16 protein-coding genes are annotated in these 18,043 nt (G+C 73.5%); 6 read left to right on the top strand and 10 right to left on the bottom strand.

Going from position 1 to position 18,043, the window contains the following annotated elements; all coding sequences use genetic code 11:
• Nucleotides 1–102: 102 nt before the first annotated feature.
• Entirely contained in the window at nucleotides 103–1,440 is a 1,338-nt protein-coding gene (locus AB0D99_RS30875; protein ID WP_362369649.1) for a PAS domain-containing protein, read from the bottom strand.
• 207 nt (nucleotides 1,441–1,647) lie between these two features.
• On the opposite strand from AB0D99_RS30875, the gene AB0D99_RS30870 reads away from it, so the two are divergent.
• On the top strand, nucleotides 1,648–2,271 hold the full coding sequence (locus AB0D99_RS30870) for a hypothetical protein (RefSeq protein ID WP_362369646.1): 624 nt from the start codon (nucleotides 1,648–1,650) through the stop codon (nucleotides 2,269–2,271).
• Between the two features lie 263 nt (nucleotides 2,272–2,534).
• On the opposite strand, the gene AB0D99_RS30865 is transcribed toward AB0D99_RS30870, so the two are convergent.
• Entirely contained in the window at nucleotides 2,535–3,749 is a 1,215-nt protein-coding gene (locus AB0D99_RS30865) for a helix-turn-helix domain-containing protein (protein WP_362369643.1), read from the bottom strand.
• A gap of 531 nt (nucleotides 3,750–4,280) precedes the next feature.
• On the opposite strand from AB0D99_RS30865, the gene AB0D99_RS30860 reads away from it, so the two are divergent.
• Nucleotides 4,281–5,243, top strand: coding sequence for an alpha/beta fold hydrolase (locus tag AB0D99_RS30860; RefSeq protein ID WP_362369640.1), 963 nt, complete (start codon nucleotides 4,281–4,283; stop codon nucleotides 5,241–5,243).
• Between the two features lie 43 nt (nucleotides 5,244–5,286).
• Here the strand turns inward: AB0D99_RS30860 and AB0D99_RS30855 are convergent, their stop codons facing one another.
• Genes AB0D99_RS30855 through AB0D99_RS30845 form a run of 3 tightly spaced genes read right to left on the bottom strand, consistent with a single transcriptional unit; the run spans nucleotide 5,287 to nucleotide 7,884 of the window.
• A complete protein-coding gene (locus tag AB0D99_RS30855; protein WP_362369638.1) occupies nucleotides 5,287–6,108 on the bottom strand; it encodes an ABC transporter permease in 822 nt (273 codons plus the stop codon).
• Entirely contained in the window at nucleotides 6,105–7,079 is a 975-nt protein-coding gene (locus AB0D99_RS30850) for an ABC transporter ATP-binding protein (protein ID WP_362369636.1), read from the bottom strand. Before AB0D99_RS30850 ends, AB0D99_RS30855 begins: the two co-directional genes overlap by 4 nt.
• Nucleotide 7,080: 1 nt before the next feature.
• Nucleotides 7,081–7,884, bottom strand: coding sequence for an ABC transporter permease (locus AB0D99_RS30845; protein WP_362369633.1), 804 nt, complete (start codon nucleotides 7,882–7,884; stop codon nucleotides 7,081–7,083).
• A gap of 131 nt (nucleotides 7,885–8,015) precedes the next feature.
• Between AB0D99_RS30845 and AB0D99_RS30840 the strand changes: the two genes are divergently transcribed.
• Entirely contained in the window at nucleotides 8,016–8,894 is an 879-nt protein-coding gene (locus tag AB0D99_RS30840) for a winged helix-turn-helix transcriptional regulator (RefSeq protein WP_362369630.1), read from the top strand.
• On the opposite strand, the gene pdxH is transcribed toward AB0D99_RS30840, so the two are convergent.
• A complete protein-coding gene (gene pdxH / locus AB0D99_RS30835) occupies nucleotides 8,886–9,518 on the bottom strand; it encodes a pyridoxamine 5'-phosphate oxidase (protein ID WP_362369655.1) in 633 nt (210 codons plus the stop codon). The genes AB0D99_RS30840 and pdxH overlap by 9 nt on opposite strands.
• Nucleotides 9,519–9,736: 218 nt before the next feature.
• Between pdxH and AB0D99_RS30830 the strand changes: the two genes are divergently transcribed.
• Nucleotides 9,737–10,846: a citrate synthase 2 gene (locus AB0D99_RS30830; RefSeq protein WP_362369627.1), complete on the top strand. Its 1,110-nt coding sequence runs from the start codon at nucleotides 9,737–9,739 to the stop codon at nucleotides 10,844–10,846.
• Between the two features lie 216 nt (nucleotides 10,847–11,062).
• On the opposite strand, the gene AB0D99_RS30825 is transcribed toward AB0D99_RS30830, so the two are convergent.
• Entirely contained in the window at nucleotides 11,063–12,103 is a 1,041-nt protein-coding gene (locus AB0D99_RS30825; RefSeq protein ID WP_362369624.1) for a 2-oxoglutarate and iron-dependent oxygenase domain-containing protein, read from the bottom strand.
• A 294-nt stretch (nucleotides 12,104–12,397) separates the two neighbouring features.
• Between AB0D99_RS30825 and AB0D99_RS30820 the strand changes: the two genes are divergently transcribed.
• Nucleotides 12,398–14,134, top strand: coding sequence for an FAD-dependent monooxygenase (locus AB0D99_RS30820; RefSeq protein ID WP_362369621.1), 1,737 nt, complete (start codon nucleotides 12,398–12,400; stop codon nucleotides 14,132–14,134).
• A gap of 24 nt (nucleotides 14,135–14,158) precedes the next feature.
• Here the strand turns inward: AB0D99_RS30820 and AB0D99_RS30815 are convergent, their stop codons facing one another.
• From AB0D99_RS30815 to AB0D99_RS30805, 3 genes are read right to left on the bottom strand one after another with little or no spacing between them, the layout of a single operon-like run.
• Nucleotides 14,159–14,737 (bottom strand): TetR/AcrR family transcriptional regulator, encoded by a 579-nt coding sequence (locus tag AB0D99_RS30815; protein ID WP_362369618.1) that lies wholly within the window; start codon nucleotides 14,735–14,737, stop codon nucleotides 14,159–14,161.
• Nucleotides 14,725–15,432 (bottom strand): enoyl-CoA hydratase family protein, encoded by a 708-nt coding sequence (locus AB0D99_RS30810; protein ID WP_362369615.1) that lies wholly within the window; start codon nucleotides 15,430–15,432, stop codon nucleotides 14,725–14,727. The genes AB0D99_RS30815 and AB0D99_RS30810 overlap by 13 nt, the downstream gene beginning before the upstream one ends.
• A 19-nt stretch (nucleotides 15,433–15,451) precedes the next feature.
• A complete protein-coding gene (locus AB0D99_RS30805; RefSeq protein ID WP_362369612.1) occupies nucleotides 15,452–17,029 on the bottom strand; it encodes a 4-coumarate--CoA ligase family protein in 1,578 nt (525 codons plus the stop codon).
• Between the two features lie 186 nt (nucleotides 17,030–17,215).
• Here AB0D99_RS30805 and AB0D99_RS30800 point away from each other — a divergent pair, with 186 nt between their 5' ends.
• Nucleotides 17,216–18,019, top strand: coding sequence for a sporulation protein (locus AB0D99_RS30800; RefSeq protein WP_362369609.1), 804 nt, complete (start codon nucleotides 17,216–17,218; stop codon nucleotides 18,017–18,019).
• Nucleotides 18,020–18,043 lie beyond the last annotated feature (24 nt).

Here is an 18,043-nt window from a genome sequence, read left to right as displayed (position 1 = left end):
CGCCGGGGGCTGGGCGGCGCCGCCGCGGCCCGGCGGCGCGCCCCGCCGCCGGGGCGCCGGCGGGCGCCCCCCGGCGGGCCCGGCCCCCCCCACGGCGGGGTCCTACGGCGTCGGCGGGGCGGCCGCCGTCGACAGGTCGAGGGACGCCGCCACGCGGACCGCCACCGCCTCCGCGTACACCGCGTCCGGGCGTTCGAAGGAGGGGCGTGAGCCGCCGCGCAGGAAGGTCACCGCGCCCACCGTCCGGCCGCGGCTGCGCAGCGGCAGGCACAGCGCGTGGACCGCGTCCCGGGGCCAGTGGCGTTCCGCCGCCCACTCCTCCGCGCTCTTCGGGCCGGCCACCGTGGCCGACGCGCGCACCGGGCCCGTACGGGACACCGCCTGGAGGACCGGGTGACCCGCCGGGTACCGCACGGGGATGCCGCCGCCCGCGACGGGGGCGACCGGGCCGGGCTGGCCGGCGGGCGTGGCCGCCACCCGGACGAGCCTCCGCTCGCCCGCCGCCACGTCGACCAGCGCGTGGTCGGCGAACCCGGCCAGCGCGAAGTCCAGCAGGACGGTCGCCGCCTCCCTCGGGTCCTCGCACTCGGCCGCCGCCACGCCCGCCCGGTGCAACTGGCTGTACCGGAACCGCAGTCGGTCCGCCTCCTGCTCCGCGAGCCGCTCCTCCGTCACGTCCTGGAACAGCCAGCCCACTCCCAGTGGCACCGGCTCCTCCGCGAGCGGCGACGACAGCCGCACGAACCCGCTGCGCCAGCAGCGCCGCCGGTCGCCCTCCGCGGTCCGCAGCGTCACCCACACCTCCGCCAGGGCCCGCGGCGCGCCCTCCGCCAGCACGTGCTGGAGCGCCCCCTCCAACTCCTCGACCCCTTGCGCGATCAGCTCGCCGAGCGGCCGGCCGAGGAGCGTGGTGCGGCCCCCGCCCATCGCCCGGGCGGCATGTCCGTTGACGGTCGTGGGCCGCAGGTCCACATCGACGAGGACGACGCCCCAGGACGCGTCCTCGAAGAGCGCCTCGCTGAGTGCGATCGAGCGCTCCAGGTCTATCTGCGCATGCACCTCGCTGAACGCGCAGTACACCCCGGCGGGCTTCCCGTCCGCGCCCCGCACCCCGGCCGACTGCGTCCGTACGAGGACCCGCCCGCCGTCCTTCCGCACCAGCGCGAGCTCGTGCACCAGCCGCCCCGGCGCCTCCATGGCCGCCATCAGCCGGTCCAGCGCCTGGGCCGCGTCGGCCCGCCGCGCGGCCCACCCCTCGAACCCGCGCCGCCCGACGGCCTCCCCGGCCGACCAGCCGAGTATCCGCTCGGCCTCCTTGTTCCAGTGCGTGACGGTGCCGTCCGCGTCGAACGCGCAGAGCGCCGCGTCCATCCCGTCGAGCAACGCGGCGAGCAGATCGTCACCCGGCACGGACGTGGTCTCGCTCCTGGCAGCACTCATCCCGGCACCCCCTGCAGGACGGTGTACGCGCGTGCACCCGCACGCCCCCGATCATTCAACTTGAACGTGACGCAGGACACACCCGGTTCCATGAAATCGTTGCGTCCCGGAAACGAACACGGGGCGGCCTCCGCCGGTCGCGACGACCGAGGCACGGATCGACGCCTCGGTGGACGGCGTGAACGGGGCGCCCGGCAGGATGGCGCCATGGAATCCCTCGTACGGCAGTGGAGCCGACGCGTCGGCGTGGAGGTCGCCGTCCGTGTGGACGACGAGTTCGTATACGTCCACGACACGGGGCGCGGCGTCCCCCTGTGCCTGCTCCGGGAGACCGCGCATCCGGAGTTCTGGAGCTTCGCGCCTGCCCGCGGAGGGCGATACGTCGACGGGTGCCTGCCGTCCGGGGCCTGGACGGGGGGCGCCGAGGACATCCTCGACCACGCCTGGACGTACCGCGTGACCGAGCCGCCCATGCCCGACCCGCTCTCCTGCGCCGGCGTCGTGCACGCGCTCGTGGAGGCCGTTCCGGAGCTGCGGGAGGATCTCGACCTCCACATCTTCAACGAGCACGAGATCCTGTCCCACGTCTTCGTCCACCTCGACGTGACCCCTTTCGTGCTCGACGCCTGGGCGCGGGGGGACAGGGAGCTCGTGGGGCGCTGTCTGGCGTTCCTGGAGCGGGCGATGACCGCCGAGGATCCCGACACCCGCGCCCTCGTCGGAACGTCCTTCGTCCCGCCGGTCCGTCCCTGGGATCCCGCTGTGGCCGGCTTCCTGGCGATCTGGCCGCCCGCGCTGGCCCGGCAGGCGCGGCGCGAGGTCGGTGAATAAATGGCTTGAGGCTCTGCGGAAGGGTTCCTAAGGTGTGGAGCACACGCGAAAGGAGGTGATCCGAGAACATGGTTTCTTTTCGGATTCGTGAGGTGACTGCGGGCTAACGGCCTGCCGTCGCACTCTGTGCACCTCGGCAGGCCACCTGCCGAAACCCAAGCAGTCACCCGACCCGTGGGCCGCCGGTAGTCCGGCCGGCTCCCGTCCGAACTCGAGCGGACGGGACCAAGGCCCACGGGTCGTCTGCGTTCTCGCTCCGCGGGTCAGCCGCCTCCCGGCTCCAGGGCCCGGGTGCGCAACGCGAGCAGCGCCTCGAAGCGGAAGCGGGGGTCGCTCAGCCGGTCGCCGAAGAGGGCGTCGAGCCGGCGCAGCCGCTGGCGTGCCGTCTGCGGATGGATGCCGAGGGAGTGCGCCACCTCGGGCGCGGTGCGCCCCCAGGACGTGAGCAGGGCGTCGAGGGTCTCGGCCAGCCGGGCCGCGCGCCCGTCGGGCAGTCCCTCGAAGGCGTCGAGGACCCGGCGCCCCAGGAGACGGCCGATCGGCGCGCCGCGCAGCAGGTGGAGCCGCGCGAGGTCGTCACCGGCGCGCACCAGCGGATCGCCGGGAGCGGGCGCGCGGTCGTCCAGGACGAGGCGCGCGCACAGCAGCGAGAGCCACGCCTCCGGCAGGTCGACCGTGGGGCCCGCGACGGCGACCCGGTCCCGTGCCGCGTCCCCGATCCGGTCGAGCAGCCCGCCGGCCTCCGGTTCGGGCACGAGCAGGACGACGTCGTTGCCTCGGACGACGGTGAGCAGACGGTCCTCCGCGCCGGGCACCGTGAGCCGGCCCGCCGGGCGGACGACGGCGCAGGCGACCGTGGCCGGCAGCGGCCAGTGGGCGCGTTCGGCGAGCGGGCCGAGCGTCGCACGGTCCTGGCCGCCCGGATTCTCGCCCCGGGGCTGGTCGAGGAGGCGTTCGGCGAGGACGCGGCGGGCGCGCCGTATCTCGCCCTCGGAGCGGAGCTGGGCGGCCAGGAAGCCCTTGACGGCCTCGTTGGAGAGGGCGTTGATGTGGATGAGGACGGCTTCGTGGAGCGGGACGACGAGCTGTGGGGGCAGCGCGGCCTCCTGCAGGATCTCGGCGTAGCGCCTGCTGCCGACGCGGGCGCCGATCCGGAAGGCGGCCTGGATGCCGTCGGTGGTGCGGCCGTTGAGGTACTCGATCCGGCCCAGGTGGCGGAAGTGGCCGCTGTGACCGTCCTGGAGGCTGTCGGGGTTCTCGATCAGCTCGGTGAACTGCCACAGGGCCCGGCGGATCGCCTCGGTGAGGTCGCGGCCGACGGCGGAGTCGAGGGGGCGGCGGTAGGCGGGGACCTCGGCGCGGATCGCGTGGCCCATTTCGGCGACGATCGCGTCGATCCGGGGGCGGATCAGCTCGGCGAGCACGGCGGGGAGTTCGTGCCAGGGCCGGCGGGAGAAGGGGTCGGCCGGTGACGCCATCGCGGTTCTCCGTATCGGGGGGCGGCGGGGGTGGGCGGGACTGGTGGCGCGGGTGGGAGTGCGGGTGCGAGTGCGGGTGCGAGTGCGGGTCTGAACGGTCGGGGCTCGGACGGGGGTGGGTCGGGCTGGGACGGCGGACGTCCGGGCGGGGCGGACGTCCGGGCGGGGCGGACGTCCGGGCGGGGCGGGCATCTGGGCGGAGGCTCGGGCGGCGGGGCTGGTGGCGCGGGGCCGGGCGGCGGGTCGCGGCGGCGCGGGTCTCGGCGGCCGGGGCTCGTGGCCGGGGGCTGGGTGGCAGTCCGGCGCACTGTGGAGCGTGGGCGCTGACGGCCGTGAGACCGGGCCCTTGAAAGCTGTCACGCCCATGACATCTTCCGGGACCGGCTCCGGCTCCCGCTGGTACGGCTCACCAGCCCGGCGCCACTGTGGACCAGACGTTACGCGCCGGTAGCTTCCGTGTCCCGTCCTTGTGACGAAGTGTTACGGGCCTCTCCGGCGCTCCCCCACCGAGCACGGCAGAGGAGATTCACCATGCGCATCTTCCGGACGGGACGCCCTCCGCGCCGCCCGCGTGTTCTGACCGCCGCCGTCACCGGCCTCGCGACCGCGGCCTGTCTGGGCCTCGCCGGGACCGGGACCGCGCAGGCGGTGCCCACGGAGACGGCGACGACGCGGGCGGCGGTCGACCCCGTCGGCCCGCCCCAGGACGGCTTCCTCGCCGCCCTCGGATACTCACTGCTCCACCCGACCGCCGTCCCCACCGGCGCGAACGACTGGAGCTGCCGCCCGAGCGCCGCCCATCCGCGTCCGGTCGTCCTCGTCCACGGCACCTTCGAGAACCGGTACGCCAACTGGGCCGGCCTGGCTCCGAAGTTGAAGGCCGAGGGGTACTGCGTCTTCGCGCTCAACTACGGCGGGGGCTCGGGTCCCGTGATGGGCACCGGGGACATCCCCACGTCGGCCGCGCGGCTCGCGGGGTTCGTCGACGAGGTGCGGGCCGCGACCGGCGCGGCCGAGGTCGACCTCGTGGGCCACTCCCAGGGCGGAGTGATGCCGCGGTACTACATCAAGCACCTCTCCGGAGCCGGGAAGGTCGGCCGCCTGGTGGCCCTGTCCCCCACCAACCACGGCACCTCGCTGTGGGGTCTGGGCCTGCTCGCCACCGCGTTCCCCGGCGGGGAGGACCTCCTCGGTCTCGCCTGCGCCGCGTGCGCCCAGCAGGTGACCGGCTCCGACTTCCTCAAGGAGCTCAACGCGGGCGGCGAGACCCACCCCGACGTCTCCTACACCGTGATCGCCACCTGGTACGACGAGGTCGTCACGCCGTACACCTCGTCCTTCCTCGCCCCCGGGCCCAACGTCGTCAACCAGCGGGTCCAGGACTTCTGTCCGCTGGCGTTCACCGAGCACCTCGACATCAACTACCACGACGTCTCCGGCCGGCTCGTCCTCAACGCCCTCGACCCGGCCCACGCCCGGCGCCCCGCCTGCTGAGAGCGAGGAGAAGGGGCCGGGTCCCCGGGGCGTGTCCTGGCGTCTACGCCAGGGACAGCCTCCCCGTCCTCCGGGACCTGGCCTCGCCCACCCGCAGGATCACCGCGGCCGCGCCGAGCAGCAGGGCGCTCAGGGCGCCCAGGCCCAGGAGCACCGGGGCGAGTTCCGTCAGGGTGCGGTGTTCGAGGAGGGCTCCGCGGACGGCGATCAGGCTGCCCGTGAGCGGGAAGACCGCGCCGACGATCTGGATCGCCGCGGGCAGCGCGAAGTGCGGGAGGCGGACACCCGAGACGAACCAGAGGGGCTCGTCGAGGATCGTGTACAGGAAGGCGGAGTCGCGGGAGAAGACCAGCAGGCTGTTGAGGAACGCTCCCCAGGCGACCGCCGGGACCAGCAGGGCGAGGAGGACGACGCCGTACATCCACCAGGCCGAGACCGACAGCGCGCCGAAGCCGGTGAGGGCGGCGACGGTGAAGCAGGTCAGCAGCCAGGCGTTCTGGAGCAGGGCGCCAGCGCCGTTGGAGAGCATGAGGGTGAGGCGTCCGGCCGGGGAGAGGAAGAGGAGTTCCAAGGTGCCGGTGGTGCGCTCGAAGGAGAGGTGCCAGGCGCTCTGGACGAGGGAGAAGAAGAAGGCGTACGCGAGGGTGCCGGTGGTCAGGAAGGCGAGGAGCCGTTCGGGGTCCGCGGCCAGCGGCCAGTTCGCCGCGGCCGGGGAGGCCGTGGCGACGGGTCGCAACGTGTAGTAGGTCGTGGCGAGTTGGAGGACGGGCCAGACCAGCATCGAGAACACGACGAGGGGCTGCCCGAAGAGGCGGCGGTGCTGTTTCAGGGCCTCCGCCGCGAAGACCCGCGCGGCGTGCTTCATACGAGGGCCTCCCGGCCGGACTCCGCGAGCGCCAGGATCGCGTCCTCCAGGCTCGCCTCGGCGATCTCCAGGCCGCCGATCGAGCCGCCCGCCCGGACGATCGCGGCGGCCAGCGGGCCCGCCATGTCGTCCGGGTGGCGCAGGGTGATCAGCTCGGCCCCGGCGGGCAGGGGTTCGGAGGTGGCGCCGAGCCGGGCGGCCACCGCGGCCGTCGCCTCGCTCGGGTTGGTGACGGTCAGGCGGATCGTGCGGTGGCTGCCCGTGGCCCGCTTCAGCTCCGCCGGGCTGCCCTCCGCGAGGTGGCGGCCGGCGGAGATCACGTACACATGGCCGCAGAGCTCCTCGACCTCGGCGAGGTAGTGGGAGGTCAGCAGGACGCCCGTGCCCTCCTCGGCGAGGCGGGCGACGACGCGCCGCAGGTCGCGGGCGATCGGGGCGTCCAGGCCGAGGGTGGGCTCGTCGAGCAGGAGGTAGGCGGGCCGGTTGATCAGCCCGCGCGCGATGGCGAGCCGCTGGGTCATGCCGCGCGAGTACCGTTCGACCAGGGTGTCCGCCGCGTCCGACAGGCCGACGACGCTCAGCAACTCATCGGTACGAGCTCGCAGTTCCCGCTTCGGGACGTCGTAGAGCCGGCCGAAGTACCAGAGGTTCTCGGCTCCGGTCATCCGGGTGTAGACCATGCGCTCGCCGCCCGCGATGAGGTTGATGCGACGGCGTACGGCGCGGGCGTCGGCGACCGTGTCGAGTCCGTCGACCGTGACCGTCCCGGAGGTCGGGCGCAGCAGGGTGGCGAGGACCTTGATGGTGGTGGTCTTGCCGGCGCCGTTGAGGCCGAGGAGGCCGGTGATCCGGCCGGGCGGGATGTCGAGGTCGAGTCCGTCGACGGCCCTCGTGAGGCCGCGGGGGCCGAACAGTCCCTTGTCGCGTACGGGGAAGTCCTTGCGCAGCGCGCGCACCTGGATGCCCGTCATGTCAGTACGTCCTTTCCACGGCGCGGGCCTCGGCCCGCGGCAGGTATCTCAGGCCCAGGAACAGGTGGGCTCCGCTGAGCGCCGCGCAGACGGCCAGCCTCGGCAGGAGGTCGGGCAGCGACTGCCCTCCGGTGGTCACGGCGTGCAGGACGTCCGTCGCCGCGGTGGTGGGGAGCAGTTCGGCGAACCACTGGAGGGGTGCGGGCAGATAGGCGCGCGGGAAGGTGAAGCCGCCGACCAGGCCGAGGACGATGAAGACGGTGTTCTGGGAGATGTGGGCCTCGCCCGCTGCGATCATGAGGCCGCCGAGTCCGACGGAGAGCGCGAAGACGGAGCCGATCAGGGCGAGGGCGCCGAGGAGCAGGCCGGGCACGGACGCCACCGGGACGGAGATCCCGAGCAGGGCGACGACGACCCCGAGGACGAGGAACTCGACGAGGCTGCTGAGGACGGCGAAGGCGGTGAACCCGGCGAGGTAGGGGAAGCGGCCGGCGGGAGCGATGAGGAGGGCGCCGAGGGTGCCCTGCCGCTCTTCGGTGATCAGGGCTTTCGCGGACCAGAGGATGAGCCGGACGGTGAACTGGAAGGCGGTCGCGCCGACGACGACGTAGGCGAGGTAGGCGGTGGTGCCGCTGCTTTCGGTGAAGTCGTCGGCGACGGCTCCGCCGCCGACGGCGTGGTAGCCGAGGTGGGCGAGCGCGATGGCGAGCGCGGCCGGGAGGACCGTGCCGACGGCGTAGGTCCATGGATAGGCGCGGCGGGTCATCCGCCAGGTGCGCAGGACGGTTGCCCAGGCGATGGGCATGCGGGCGTTCCCCTCCCCGTGGTTCGATGAGCGTCCAGAGGCGAGTTCCCTTTCGGAACTCACAGCGAGTTTCTATCGGGAACTCACTCGATGACGCAAGATGGTGCGGTCGACCGACCGAGGAGGAGACCATGGCCCGAGCCGTGCCCGAGCGTGACGCCGACTGCGCGATCGCCCAGGCCGCCGCCGTCGTCGGCGACTGGTGGAGCCTGCTGCTCGTCCGGGAGACCGCCCGCGGCCGGCACCGCTTCGACGACCTCCAGCGCGAGCTCGACATCTCCCGCAAGGTCCTCGCCGAGCGGCTGACCCATCTGGTCGGATGCGGCGTGCTCGACAAGGTGCCCTACCAGGAGGGGCCGGTGCGGTACGAGTACCGGCTCAGCCCCTCGGGCCGCGCCCTGCTCCCCGTCCTGGTCGCGATGCAGGACTGGTCCGACCGCTGGCTGCTCGGCGACGGCACCCTCACCGCCTCGGCCGACGAGCACAGCGCCGAGGCCCACCGCGTCCACGAACTCCCCGGCACCCGGCTGCCGCGCCTCACGCTGCCGGCGCACACCGGCGAGGAGCGGGACCCGGTGGATCCGGACGCCGCCGCCACGGTGCTCTTCTGCTACCCCGCGACCGGGCGGCCCGGCCCGCTGCCCGAGGGCTGGAACGACATTCCCGGCACGGTCGGCTGCACGCTGGAGAACCGGCTGTTCAGGGACGCGCACCCCACGTTCACCGCGGCCGGTGTCGCCGTCCGCGGGGTCTCGACCCAGCGCCCCGACGAACAGCGGTCCTTCGCCGCCGCCGAGGAGATCCCCTTCCCGCTGCTGTCCGACATGGACGCCCGGCTCTCGGCGGCGCTCCGGCTGCCGACCTTCCGCGCCGGCCAGGCCCTGCGGCTCAAACGCGCGGTCCTGGTCGTGGACCGGGAGCGGACCGTACGGCACGTCCAGTTCCCGGTCACGGACATCCCGCATGCCGTGGAGACGGCGCTCACGGAGGCGACGAAGGCGTCAGGGTGAGAGGCGCTCCACACGCCAGCCGTCGCCGTCCCCCGCCCGCACGTACCGCAGCCGGTCGTGCAGCCGGTTCTCGTGGCCCTGCCAGAACTCCACCGTCTCCGGGACGACCCGGAAGCCACCCCACTCCGGCGGCACGGGCACCTGCTCGTCGTCCGGATAACGCGCCGCCAACTCCTCGTAGCGGGCGAGGAGTTCCTCACGGGACTCGATCACCGAGGACTGGTGGCTGGCCCAGGCGCCCAGCTGGGAGCCGTGCGGGCGGGTGCGGAAGTAGGCGACCGTCTCGTCCCGGCCGGTGCGCACCGCCCGCCCCCCGACGATGACCTGGCGGGCCAGCGGATGCCAGGGAAAGAGCAGCGAGACGTACGGATTGGCCGCCAGCTCGGTGCCCTTGCGGGAGCCGTAGTTCGTGTAGAAGACGAAGCCCGCCTCGTCGAAGTGCTTCAACAGCACCGTGCGGGAGGACGGCCGGCCGTCGGGGGTCGCGGTCGAGACGACCATCGCGTTCGGCTCATGGATCGCCGGATTGGTGGCGGTCTCCTTGAACCAGCGCGTGAACTGTTCGATCGGTTCGGGGGCGAGGTCGGCCACAGTCAGCTCCGTGGTGCGGTACTGCTCGCGCATGTCGGCGGGATCGAGAGCGTCAGTCACAGGGGCCATCCTGCCGCAGAGACGCAGTCTGCCCGGCACGGCAGCCCGCTAACCCTTCCTCGCCGGATCGGCGGAGTGTGCCGGATGTCACGCTTCCCCGCATCATCGGAACCGTACAGACTCTTCCGCTGGATGACTGTTGATTCCCGACCAACACCCGGATGATTGATCATCGATAGAGGAGCCGCCTGATGTCCGACTTCGTACCCGGACTCGAGGGAGTCGTCGCGTTCGAAACGGAGATCGCCGAACCGGACAAGGAGGGCGGCGCTCTTCGGTACCGCGGCGTCGACATCGAGGATCTGGTCGGTCACGTCTCGTTCGGCAACGTCTGGGGCCTGCTCGTCGACGGCGCCTTCGACCCCGGTCTGCCGCCGGCCGAGCCGTTCCCGATCCCCGTGCACTCCGGCGACATCCGCGTCGACGTCCAGTCCGCGCTCGCCATGCTCGCCCCCGTGTGGGGCCTCAAGCCGCTCCTCGACATCGATGCCGAACAGGCCCGCGAGGACCTCGCGAGGGCCGCCGTCATGGCGCTGTCGTACGTCGCCCAGTCGGCGCGCGGCCAGGGTCTGCCGATGGTGCCGCAGAGCGAGATCGACAAGGCCGAGTCGGTCGTCGAGCGGTTCATGATCCGCTGGCGCGGCGAGCCGGACCCCAAGCACGTCAAGGCCGTCGACGCGTACTGGACCTCGGCCGCCGAGCACGGCATGAACGCCTCCACGTTCACCGCGCGCGTCATCGCCTCCACCGGCGCGGACGTGGCCGCGGCCCTGTCCGGGGCCGTCGGCGCCATGTCCGGCCCGCTGCACGGCGGCGCCCCGTCCCGCGTCCTCGGCATGATCGAGGAGATCGAGCGGACCGGCGACGCCCAGGCGTACGTCAGGCAGGCGCTCGACCGGGGTGAGCGTCTGATGGGCTTCGGCCACCGCGTCTACCGCGCCGAGGACCCGCGCGCCCGCGTGCTGCGGCGTACGGCCAAGGAGCTCGGCGCACCGCGCTACGAGGTCGCCGAGGCGCTGGAGAAGGCCGCTCTCGAAGAGCTGCACAACCGCCGCCCCGACCGCGTCCTCGCGACGAACGTCGAGTTCTGGGCCGCGATCATGCTCGACTTCGCCGAGGTCCCGGCGCACATGTTCACCTCGATGTTCAGCTGCGCCCGTACGGCCGGCTGGTCGGCGCACATCCTGGAGCAGAAGCGCACGGGCCGCCTCGTGCGGCCCTCCGCGCGCTACACCGGCCCCGGCCGACGCGACCCGCAGGAGATCGCGGGCTACGCCGACCTGGCGGCGTTCGCGGGCTGAGTCCGCCGACGCAGGTACACCGGGGCGAGCCCGCACAGCCCGCCCCGACCGGCCCGGCACCGCGACCGCGGTGCCGGGCCGCGCCGTGTCGGACACCGCTCCGAGCCGGGCACCACGTCCGGACCGGCGAGCCCGTGCGACGCCCGCCGCGGCGGCGCCTGCGGGCGTCCGGGGCGGCCGGCGGTCAGCCCGTCGCCCGCCCCGGTTCTCGCGTGGTCAGGCCGTCGCGAGCGGACGCTCGTCCGCGCCGAGCAGGTCTCCGTGGTGGCGGGCCGCGGCCAGCGGGTGGGCGCGCAGCTTGCCCTTCAGCTCGTTGCGGCCGTACTCGGAGAACAGCGGGTTCGCCGGGTCCGTCGTGATCCCGGGCGCCGTCGAGGCGTGCGGGAACGGCAGCGGGGCGATCCGGGCGTCGAGCCGCGGGTTGTAGAAGAACGGGACGGAGTACCGCTCCGTCGCTCCGGGCGGCGAGACCACCCGGTGGTTGGTGGCGATCAGATAGCCGTTGGTCGCCACTTCCAGGAGCTCGCCCAGATTGACGACGAAGGCGCCGGGCAGCGGCGGCACGTCGTGGAAGGCACCGTCCTCGCGCTCCACCTGGAGGCCGCCGACCTGGTCCTGCAGGAGCAGCGTCAGGAAGCCGTAGTCCTTGTGCGCGCCGACGCCCTGGTCCGCGCCGTCGCCGGCGCTTCCCGGGTAGCGCACCAGCTTCAGGTGCGGGTGGGCGCGGTCGCCGAACACGTCGTCGTAGAAGCCGGTGGGCGCGCCGATCGAGGCGAGCAGCTCGTGCAGCAGCCGCTCGGCGACCCCGCTGAGCCGCTCGACCCAGTTCAGGGCGGCGAGCCGCAGTTCGGGGAGGGCGGCGGGCCACTGGTTCGGGCCCTGCAGCCACCAGTACGGGGCCTCGCCCGGGCCCGGCACGTGCGCGGGCCGCTCGGCGCCGATGTCGAGCTGGTCGCGCCAGTCCCGCGAGCCGCCGGTGCGCTCGTCGCCGATGCGGGTGTAGCCGCGGAAGTGCGGCGAGTTGGTGGTGTCGAGGGCGATCCGGTCGGCCTCCGGCAGCGCGAAGAAGGCCCGCATGGCGGAGGTGAGCGCGCGGGTCTCGGTCTCGGTCACACCGTGCCCGACCAGCTGGAAGAAGCCGACGTCGTGGGCGGCGCTGTGGAGCTGCGCGTGGAGGAGTCGCCGGGCCTGGGGGCCGCGGTCGGCGGCGGCGAGGTCGACGATGGGGAGCTGGGAGCTGTACGAGGTGTGCGTCATGGTGTGCGTCCGCTGGGTGTACGGGCCCGGGCGCGCCGCCAGGGGTGGGGCGGGGGCGCGGGTGCCTGAAGAGGAGGGGGTCCCCGGACCGGGTCCGGGAGGGCTTGGAGGTCAGGCGGAGCGCCGACAGCCCATGCTCGTGACGCGGACGAAGTCCACGTGGCGACGGCGTACGAGCGAAAGCATGGGACCAGCGTACTGCGGGGCGCGCGAGTCGTATGTGGCGCCGGTCACGCCGCCGGGTGACCATGGTGTACGGACCGGTCCGGGGGCCAGGTGTTCAGGGAGGCACCCGTGGCACGCACCCGTACAACCGACGTACTGATCGCGGGCGCCGGCCCCGTCGGGCTGAGCGCCGCGGCCGAACTCCGCCGCCGCGGAGTGCGCTGCCGGCTCGTCGACCGGCTGCCCGCCAGGCTTCCGTACGCGAAGGCGGTGGGCATCCAGCCGCGGACCCTGGAGATCTGGGACCGCATGGGTCTGGCCCGTGCCGTGCTGGAGGCCGCCGTCCCGCTGCGCGGACAGTCGATCCTCATCGACGGCCGGGAGGTCGCGCGGATCGAACTCGCGCTGCCCCCCGAGGTGCCGTACGGATTCGCCGCGCTGCCGCAGTACGAGACCGAGCGCCTTCTGGAGGAGTACGTCGCGGGCCTGGGCACGACCATCGAACGCGGCACCGAGCTGCTGTCCTTCGCCCAGGACGCGGACGGGGTGACCGCCCTGCTGCGGAACGCCTCCGGCGCCGACGAGGAGCTGCGCACCCGCTATCTGATCGGCTGCGACGGCGCGCACAGCACCGTCCGCAAGGGCCTCGGCCTGAACTTCGAGGGCGGGGCCTTCCCCGAGGAGTACATGCTGGGCGACCTCGAGGCCGACTGGGACCTGCCGTACGGCTACGGCCTGCGGTCCCTGCACCACGCCGAGGACGGCTCGACCGACGACGCGCTGGTCGCCATCCCGCTGCCGGGGACCGGGCGCTACCGCATGTCGATGACGGTCCCGCCCGAGCTCTCCGCGCGGGCCGCGCGGGGGGACGAGGTGGCGCACGGGCTGGAGGGCGGCCGGGCGCCGGAGCTGTCCCACATCCAGGCCGTGGTCGACCGGCTGGCCCCCACCCCCACCCGGGTCTCCACGCTGCGCTGGTCCTCCGTCTTCCGCATCAGCCACCGGATCGTCGACCGGTACTCCGTCGGCCGGGTCTTCGTCGCCGGGGACGCCGCCCACATCCACCCGCCCACCGGCGCCCAGGGCATGAACACCGGCATCCAGGACGCCTGCAACCTGGCGTGGAAGCTCGCTCTCGTCCTCGACGGGGAGGCCGGGCCGGCCCTGCTGGACAGTTACGACGCCGAGCGCCGACCCGTCGGCGAGGAGGTGGTGGGCCGCACCGTCCGGCATGCGCGGCAGGGCATCGAGTCCGACCCCGAGGACCCGGGCACCCTGATGCTCCGGGAGGCCCAGCTGCTCGTCGCCTACCGGGACGGACCGCTCGCCGGCAGCCCGTACGGGCCCGAGGACGCGCCCCAGCCCGGCGACCGGGCCCCCGACTGCGGCGGGCTGACCGTGCCCGTCGCCACCTACCCCCTGCGGCTGCTGGACGTCCTGCGCGGACGCACCGGGCACGTGCTGCTGCTGTACGCGAGCGACCCCGCCGACCTGGCCAGGGCGGCGGAGGCGGGCGCGGTGGTCGCCGCCGCCGTCGGCGGGCGGAAGGCGCCCGGCGCGGAGCCCGCGGCCCTCGGGGGGCTCTCCGGGCCCGGGTTCCCCGGAGCGGGACCGTCCGGACCCGACGGGCAGGACCCCGGGAGCGGCCTGCGGACGGTCGCGGTGCTCGCCCGCGAGGCGGCCTCCGCCGCCGACTTCGGTGCCGGGTACGTCGACGCGGCGGGCGAGTTCGCGCGGACCTACCGCACCGACGGTCCGACCGGGTTCCTCGTGCGGCCGGACGGGCAGCTCGGCGCCCGCTTCCCGCTGGCGGGCACGGCCGCGGCGCTGACCGGCTATCTCGGCGCGCTGTCCGTCCCGTCCTGAGCGTGCCGACGCCCGCGGGAGGGCTCAGCCCAGGACGTCGTCCAGGATCGTCGACCACTGGGCCACGATCCTGTCGCGACGGGCCCTGTCGTCGGTCAGCAGGGTGGCGAGGCCCAGGCCGCGGGCCATGTCGAGGAGGCCCTGCACCGTCTCCCGTACCCCGGGGACGGACTCGTCCGCGGCCAGGAGGGCCACCGCCATGCGGTGGGACTCGCGGCCGACCCGGGCTTCCAGCTCGGTGACCCGTGCGTGGAGCTGGGGCTCGTGGGCCGCGGCCACCCAGAGGTGCAGGGCGGCGCGGAAGAGCGGCCCGGTGAAGAGGTCGACCAGGGCGCCGAGGGCCTCGCGGCGGTCGCGCGCCGGGAGGGTGCGCAGGGCGTGGGAGCGTTCCTCGGCGACGTACTCGACGGCCGCGGTGAACAGGTCCTCCCGGGTCGGGAAGTGGTGCTGCGCGGCGCCCCGCGACACCCCGGCGCGCTCGGCCACCACGGAGACGGTGGAGCCCGCCCAGCCGTGTTCGGCCAGGCAGGACACCGCCGCCTCCAGGAGCCGCTGCCGGGTGGCGCGGCTCCTGTCCTGCTTCGGGCCGGTCAGAGCCGCCATTCAGGGTCCCGTCGTTCGAGGAAGGCCGTCATCCCTTCGCGTGCCTCCGCGGAGGCGAAGAGCGAGGCCGACCTCTGCACCAGGTCCTCCGCGTCGCGTTCGAAGGTCTCCAGGACTCTAGCCGTGACCAGGCGCTTCGACTCGGCCAGCCCCTGCGGGGATCCCTTGCGCAGCCCGTCCAGGATCGCCTCCAGCTCGTGCTCGGTGGCGGTCACCAGACCCATCCGTACGGCGTCCGCCGTGCCGAACCGCTCCCCCGTCAGGTAGTACCGCGCCGCCGCCCGCGGCTCCAGCCTCGGCAGCAGTGTCAGGGAGATGACGGCGGGCGCGACCCCGATCCGCACCTCCGTGAGCGCGAAGTCCGATTCCTCGGAGGCGACCACGACGTCGCAGGCCCCGAGCAGCCCGAGGCCGCCGGCGCGCGCGTGGCCGCGCACCACGCCCACCACCGGTTTCGGCAGTTCCACGATCTGCCGGAGCAGGTCGACGAAGGCGTACGGACTCGGTGGGGCGTTCAGGTCGGCGCCGGCGCTGAACGTCGAGCCGGTGTGGGTGAGGACCACCGCCCGTACGGCCGGGTCGGCGCCGCACTCGGTGAGCGCCTCCGCCAGCTCGGCGACCAGGGCCGCCGAGAGGGCGTTGCGGTTCTCCGGGGAGTCCAGCGTCAGCGTGGCGATGCCACGGTCGAGCTTCACGTGTCTGCTCCCTGTCGGTTCACGCGCGGTCCCTCAGTTCGCGGCGCAGGATCTTCCCCGACGCGGCGCGCGGCACCCCGTCGATGAACTCCACACGCCTGATCTTCTTGTACGGGGCGACCTTGCCCGCCACGTACGCCATCACGTCCTCGCCGTCCAGGTCGGCCGCGCCGGCCTGCCGGACGACGAACGCCTTGGGGATCTCGGTCCCCTCCTCGTCGTGCACACCGATCACGGCGGCGTCGGCGATCCCCTCGTGGGTGAGGAGCAGCGCCTCCAGCTCCGCCGGGGCGACCTGGAAGCCCTTGTACTTGATGAGTTCCTTGACCCGGTCGACGACGAAGAGCCAGCCGTTCTCGTCGACCCGTCCGATGTCGCCGGTGTGCACCCAGCCGTCCGCGTCGATCATGTCGGCGGTGGCGTCGGGGCGGCCCAGGTAGCCCTTCATCACCTGCGGCCCGCGGATGGCGACCTCGCCCTCCGCGCCCGGCTCGGCGTCCCGTGCCGGGTCGTCGAGGGAGAGGATCCGCATCTCGGTGGAGGGGAGCAGCCTGCCGACGGCGCCGGGCGGCGGGTTCACGGCGTCGAGGGGGACGACGTGGGTGCCGGGTGACAGCTCCGTCATGCCGTACGCCTGGCGGACCGGCGGCAGCTTCAGCCGGGCCGAACACGCCTCGGCGAGGGAGGCGTCGAGAGGGGCGGCGGCGCTGACGATGTACTCCAGGGAGGACAGGTCGTAGTCGGCGACGGCAGGGTGCTTGGCGAGCGCGAGGACGATCGGCGGGGCCACGTACAGGCCGTTGATGCGGTGGTCCTGGACGGCGGCGAGGAACTGGTCGAGCTCGAAGCGGGGCAGGACGACGACGGTCGCGCCCCTGCGCAGCGGTGCGTTCATCAGGGCGGTCAGCCCGTAGATGTGGAAGAAGGGCAGGACGGCGAGGATGCGGTCGCCCGGGCCCATGGGGATGAAGGGTTCGAGCTGGGAGAGGTTGGTGGCGATCGAGGTGTGGGTGAGCATCACGCCTTTGGGGACCCCGGTGGTTCCGGAGGAGTACGGCAGGGCGGCGATGTCGTCGTCGGGGGCGAACTCCAGGGCCGGTTCGGGGGCGGTGGTGGCGAGCATCGACTGCAGGGAGCGGATGCCGGACCCCTCGGGTGCCTGGTCGCAGACGAAGATCTCCTCGATCCCGCCCGCGAGTTCGGCGGCCCGTCGGGCCGGTTCGAGGAGCGGGGAGACGGTGACGATCCAGCGGGCCGAGGAGTCGCGGAGCTGCTTGGCGAACTCCTCCGCCGTGGCGAGCGGATGGACGGTCGTGACGGACGCGCCGGCGCGGGTGGCGGCGTAGAACGCGACGGGGAACAGGACGGTGTTGGGGCTGTGCAGGGCGAGCACGTCGCCCTTGCGCACCCCGGCCTCGGCGAGCCCGGCGGCGACCCGCCGGTGGAACGCGTCGACCTGGGCGTACGTGAGGGTGAGCCCACCGGCCCCGTCGATCAGCGCGGGGGCGTCGCCGAACTCGGCGGCCCGGCCGAGGACGGCCTCGTGGATGGGGAGGGAAACGGTGGGAACGGCCTCGTACTCGCTGTGGAACACCATGCAAGCCCCCTGGAGAGGTGGAAGGTGGTCGCCAGGATCGCGTGTGTCGGTACGACTTGGGGAGACCTTGTCAGCACTCCGGGGAAACAATCAAGCGTGCCTGCATGATTCGTGGGCGGGGGTGCGGCGCGCACCGAACCGCCGAAGATCGTCCACAGGATGTTCACGACCGGTTAGCCTGCGGGCATGGTCTTCAAACGTCTGCTGGGCAAGGGCGGCGTCCCGCTCGAGATCGACACCCTCGTACAGTCCGAACCCGCGCTGCCGGGGGGACTTCTGACCGGAGAGGTGGTGCTGCGCGCCCCCGAACGCAGGGTCGAGGTGAAGGCGATACGCCTGAGGCTCGTCACCGACGCGCCGGTGGCGCACAAGGGGGACGGCGACGGCGAGAGCGGCGACACCTTCGACTACCCCAGCGTGAGCGGCTACTTCACCCTGGAGAAGGGCGAGGAGCGGCGCGTGCGCATCCGGCACCGGCTCAAGTGGGAGACCCCGCTGACCGAGGTCAAGGGAGACAAGCTGGGCGTGCACCTGGGCCTGCACACCGAGGTCGAGGCCGAGGGGATCAAGGCGCAGACGGACGACGACCTCGTGCACATCGCCGCGCTGCCCCTGCACGAGACGGTCCTCGACGCCTTCGCCGCCGAGGGCTACGGCTGCGAAGGGTCCAGGATCGTCCGCGGCGACATCCCCCGCACCGAGTACCACGTCTACCGGCGGCAGAGCCTCCTTCTGGTCGACCGGCTGTCCGGCCACGAGCGGCCGCGCGAGCTGGAGTTGAACTTCCACACCAACGCGGTCGGCTGCGAGATCTTCCTCCGCAAGGCCGCCCTCCAGGAGGGGTACTGGAAGAGCAAGCCGCCCGCGCTGCGCTTCGTCGCCGCCCATCACGAGGTCGGACGGGCGGACTTCGGCGCGGAGGTGCGGCGGTGGATCGGCGAGGTGTCCCTCCTGAGCGACAGCCACGCCGCCGACGACGACGAGGACTGACCCCGCCGCCGTCCGGACCGCCCT

Origin of the sequence: Streptomyces sp. NPDC047971, from assembly GCF_040653355.1 — a bacterium.
GTDB lineage: Bacteria > Actinomycetota > Actinomycetes > Streptomycetales > Streptomycetaceae > Streptomyces.
Note: the sequence above shows the minus strand (reverse complement) of the source record. Positions and strands in the feature narration are given on the sequence as shown.

Coding starts and splice junctions, on each gene's coding strand:
- AB0D99_RS30850 (WP_362369636.1), bottom strand. CDS start 7,079: ATGACGGGCATCCAGGTGCGCGCGCTGCGCAAGGACTTCCCCGTACGC.
- AB0D99_RS30825 (WP_362369624.1), bottom strand. CDS start 12,103: ATGACGCACACCTCGTACAGCTCCCAGCTCCCCATCGTCGACCTCGCC.
- AB0D99_RS30860 (WP_362369640.1), top strand. CDS start 4,281: ATGCGCATCTTCCGGACGGGACGCCCTCCGCGCCGCCCGCGTGTTCTG.
- AB0D99_RS30840 (WP_362369630.1), top strand. CDS start 8,016: ATGGCCCGAGCCGTGCCCGAGCGTGACGCCGACTGCGCGATCGCCCAG.
- AB0D99_RS30800 (WP_362369609.1), top strand. CDS start 17,216: ATGGTCTTCAAACGTCTGCTGGGCAAGGGCGGCGTCCCGCTCGAGATC.
- AB0D99_RS30830 (WP_362369627.1), top strand. CDS start 9,737: ATGTCCGACTTCGTACCCGGACTCGAGGGAGTCGTCGCGTTCGAAACG.
- AB0D99_RS30855 (WP_362369638.1), bottom strand. CDS start 6,108: ATGAAGCACGCCGCGCGGGTCTTCGCGGCGGAGGCCCTGAAACAGCAC.
- AB0D99_RS30845 (WP_362369633.1), bottom strand. CDS start 7,884: ATGCCCATCGCCTGGGCAACCGTCCTGCGCACCTGGCGGATGACCCGC.
- AB0D99_RS30865 (WP_362369643.1), bottom strand. CDS start 3,749: ATGGCGTCACCGGCCGACCCCTTCTCCCGCCGGCCCTGGCACGAACTC.
- AB0D99_RS30870 (WP_362369646.1), top strand. CDS start 1,648: ATGGAATCCCTCGTACGGCAGTGGAGCCGACGCGTCGGCGTGGAGGTC.
- AB0D99_RS30875 (WP_362369649.1), bottom strand. CDS start 1,440: ATGAGTGCTGCCAGGAGCGAGACCACGTCCGTGCCGGGTGACGATCTG.
- AB0D99_RS30815 (WP_362369618.1), bottom strand. CDS start 14,737: ATGGCGGCTCTGACCGGCCCGAAGCAGGACAGGAGCCGCGCCACCCGG.
- pdxH (WP_362369655.1), bottom strand. CDS start 9,518: ATGCGCGAGCAGTACCGCACCACGGAGCTGACTGTGGCCGACCTCGCC.
- AB0D99_RS30805 (WP_362369612.1), bottom strand. CDS start 17,029: ATGGTGTTCCACAGCGAGTACGAGGCCGTTCCCACCGTTTCCCTCCCC.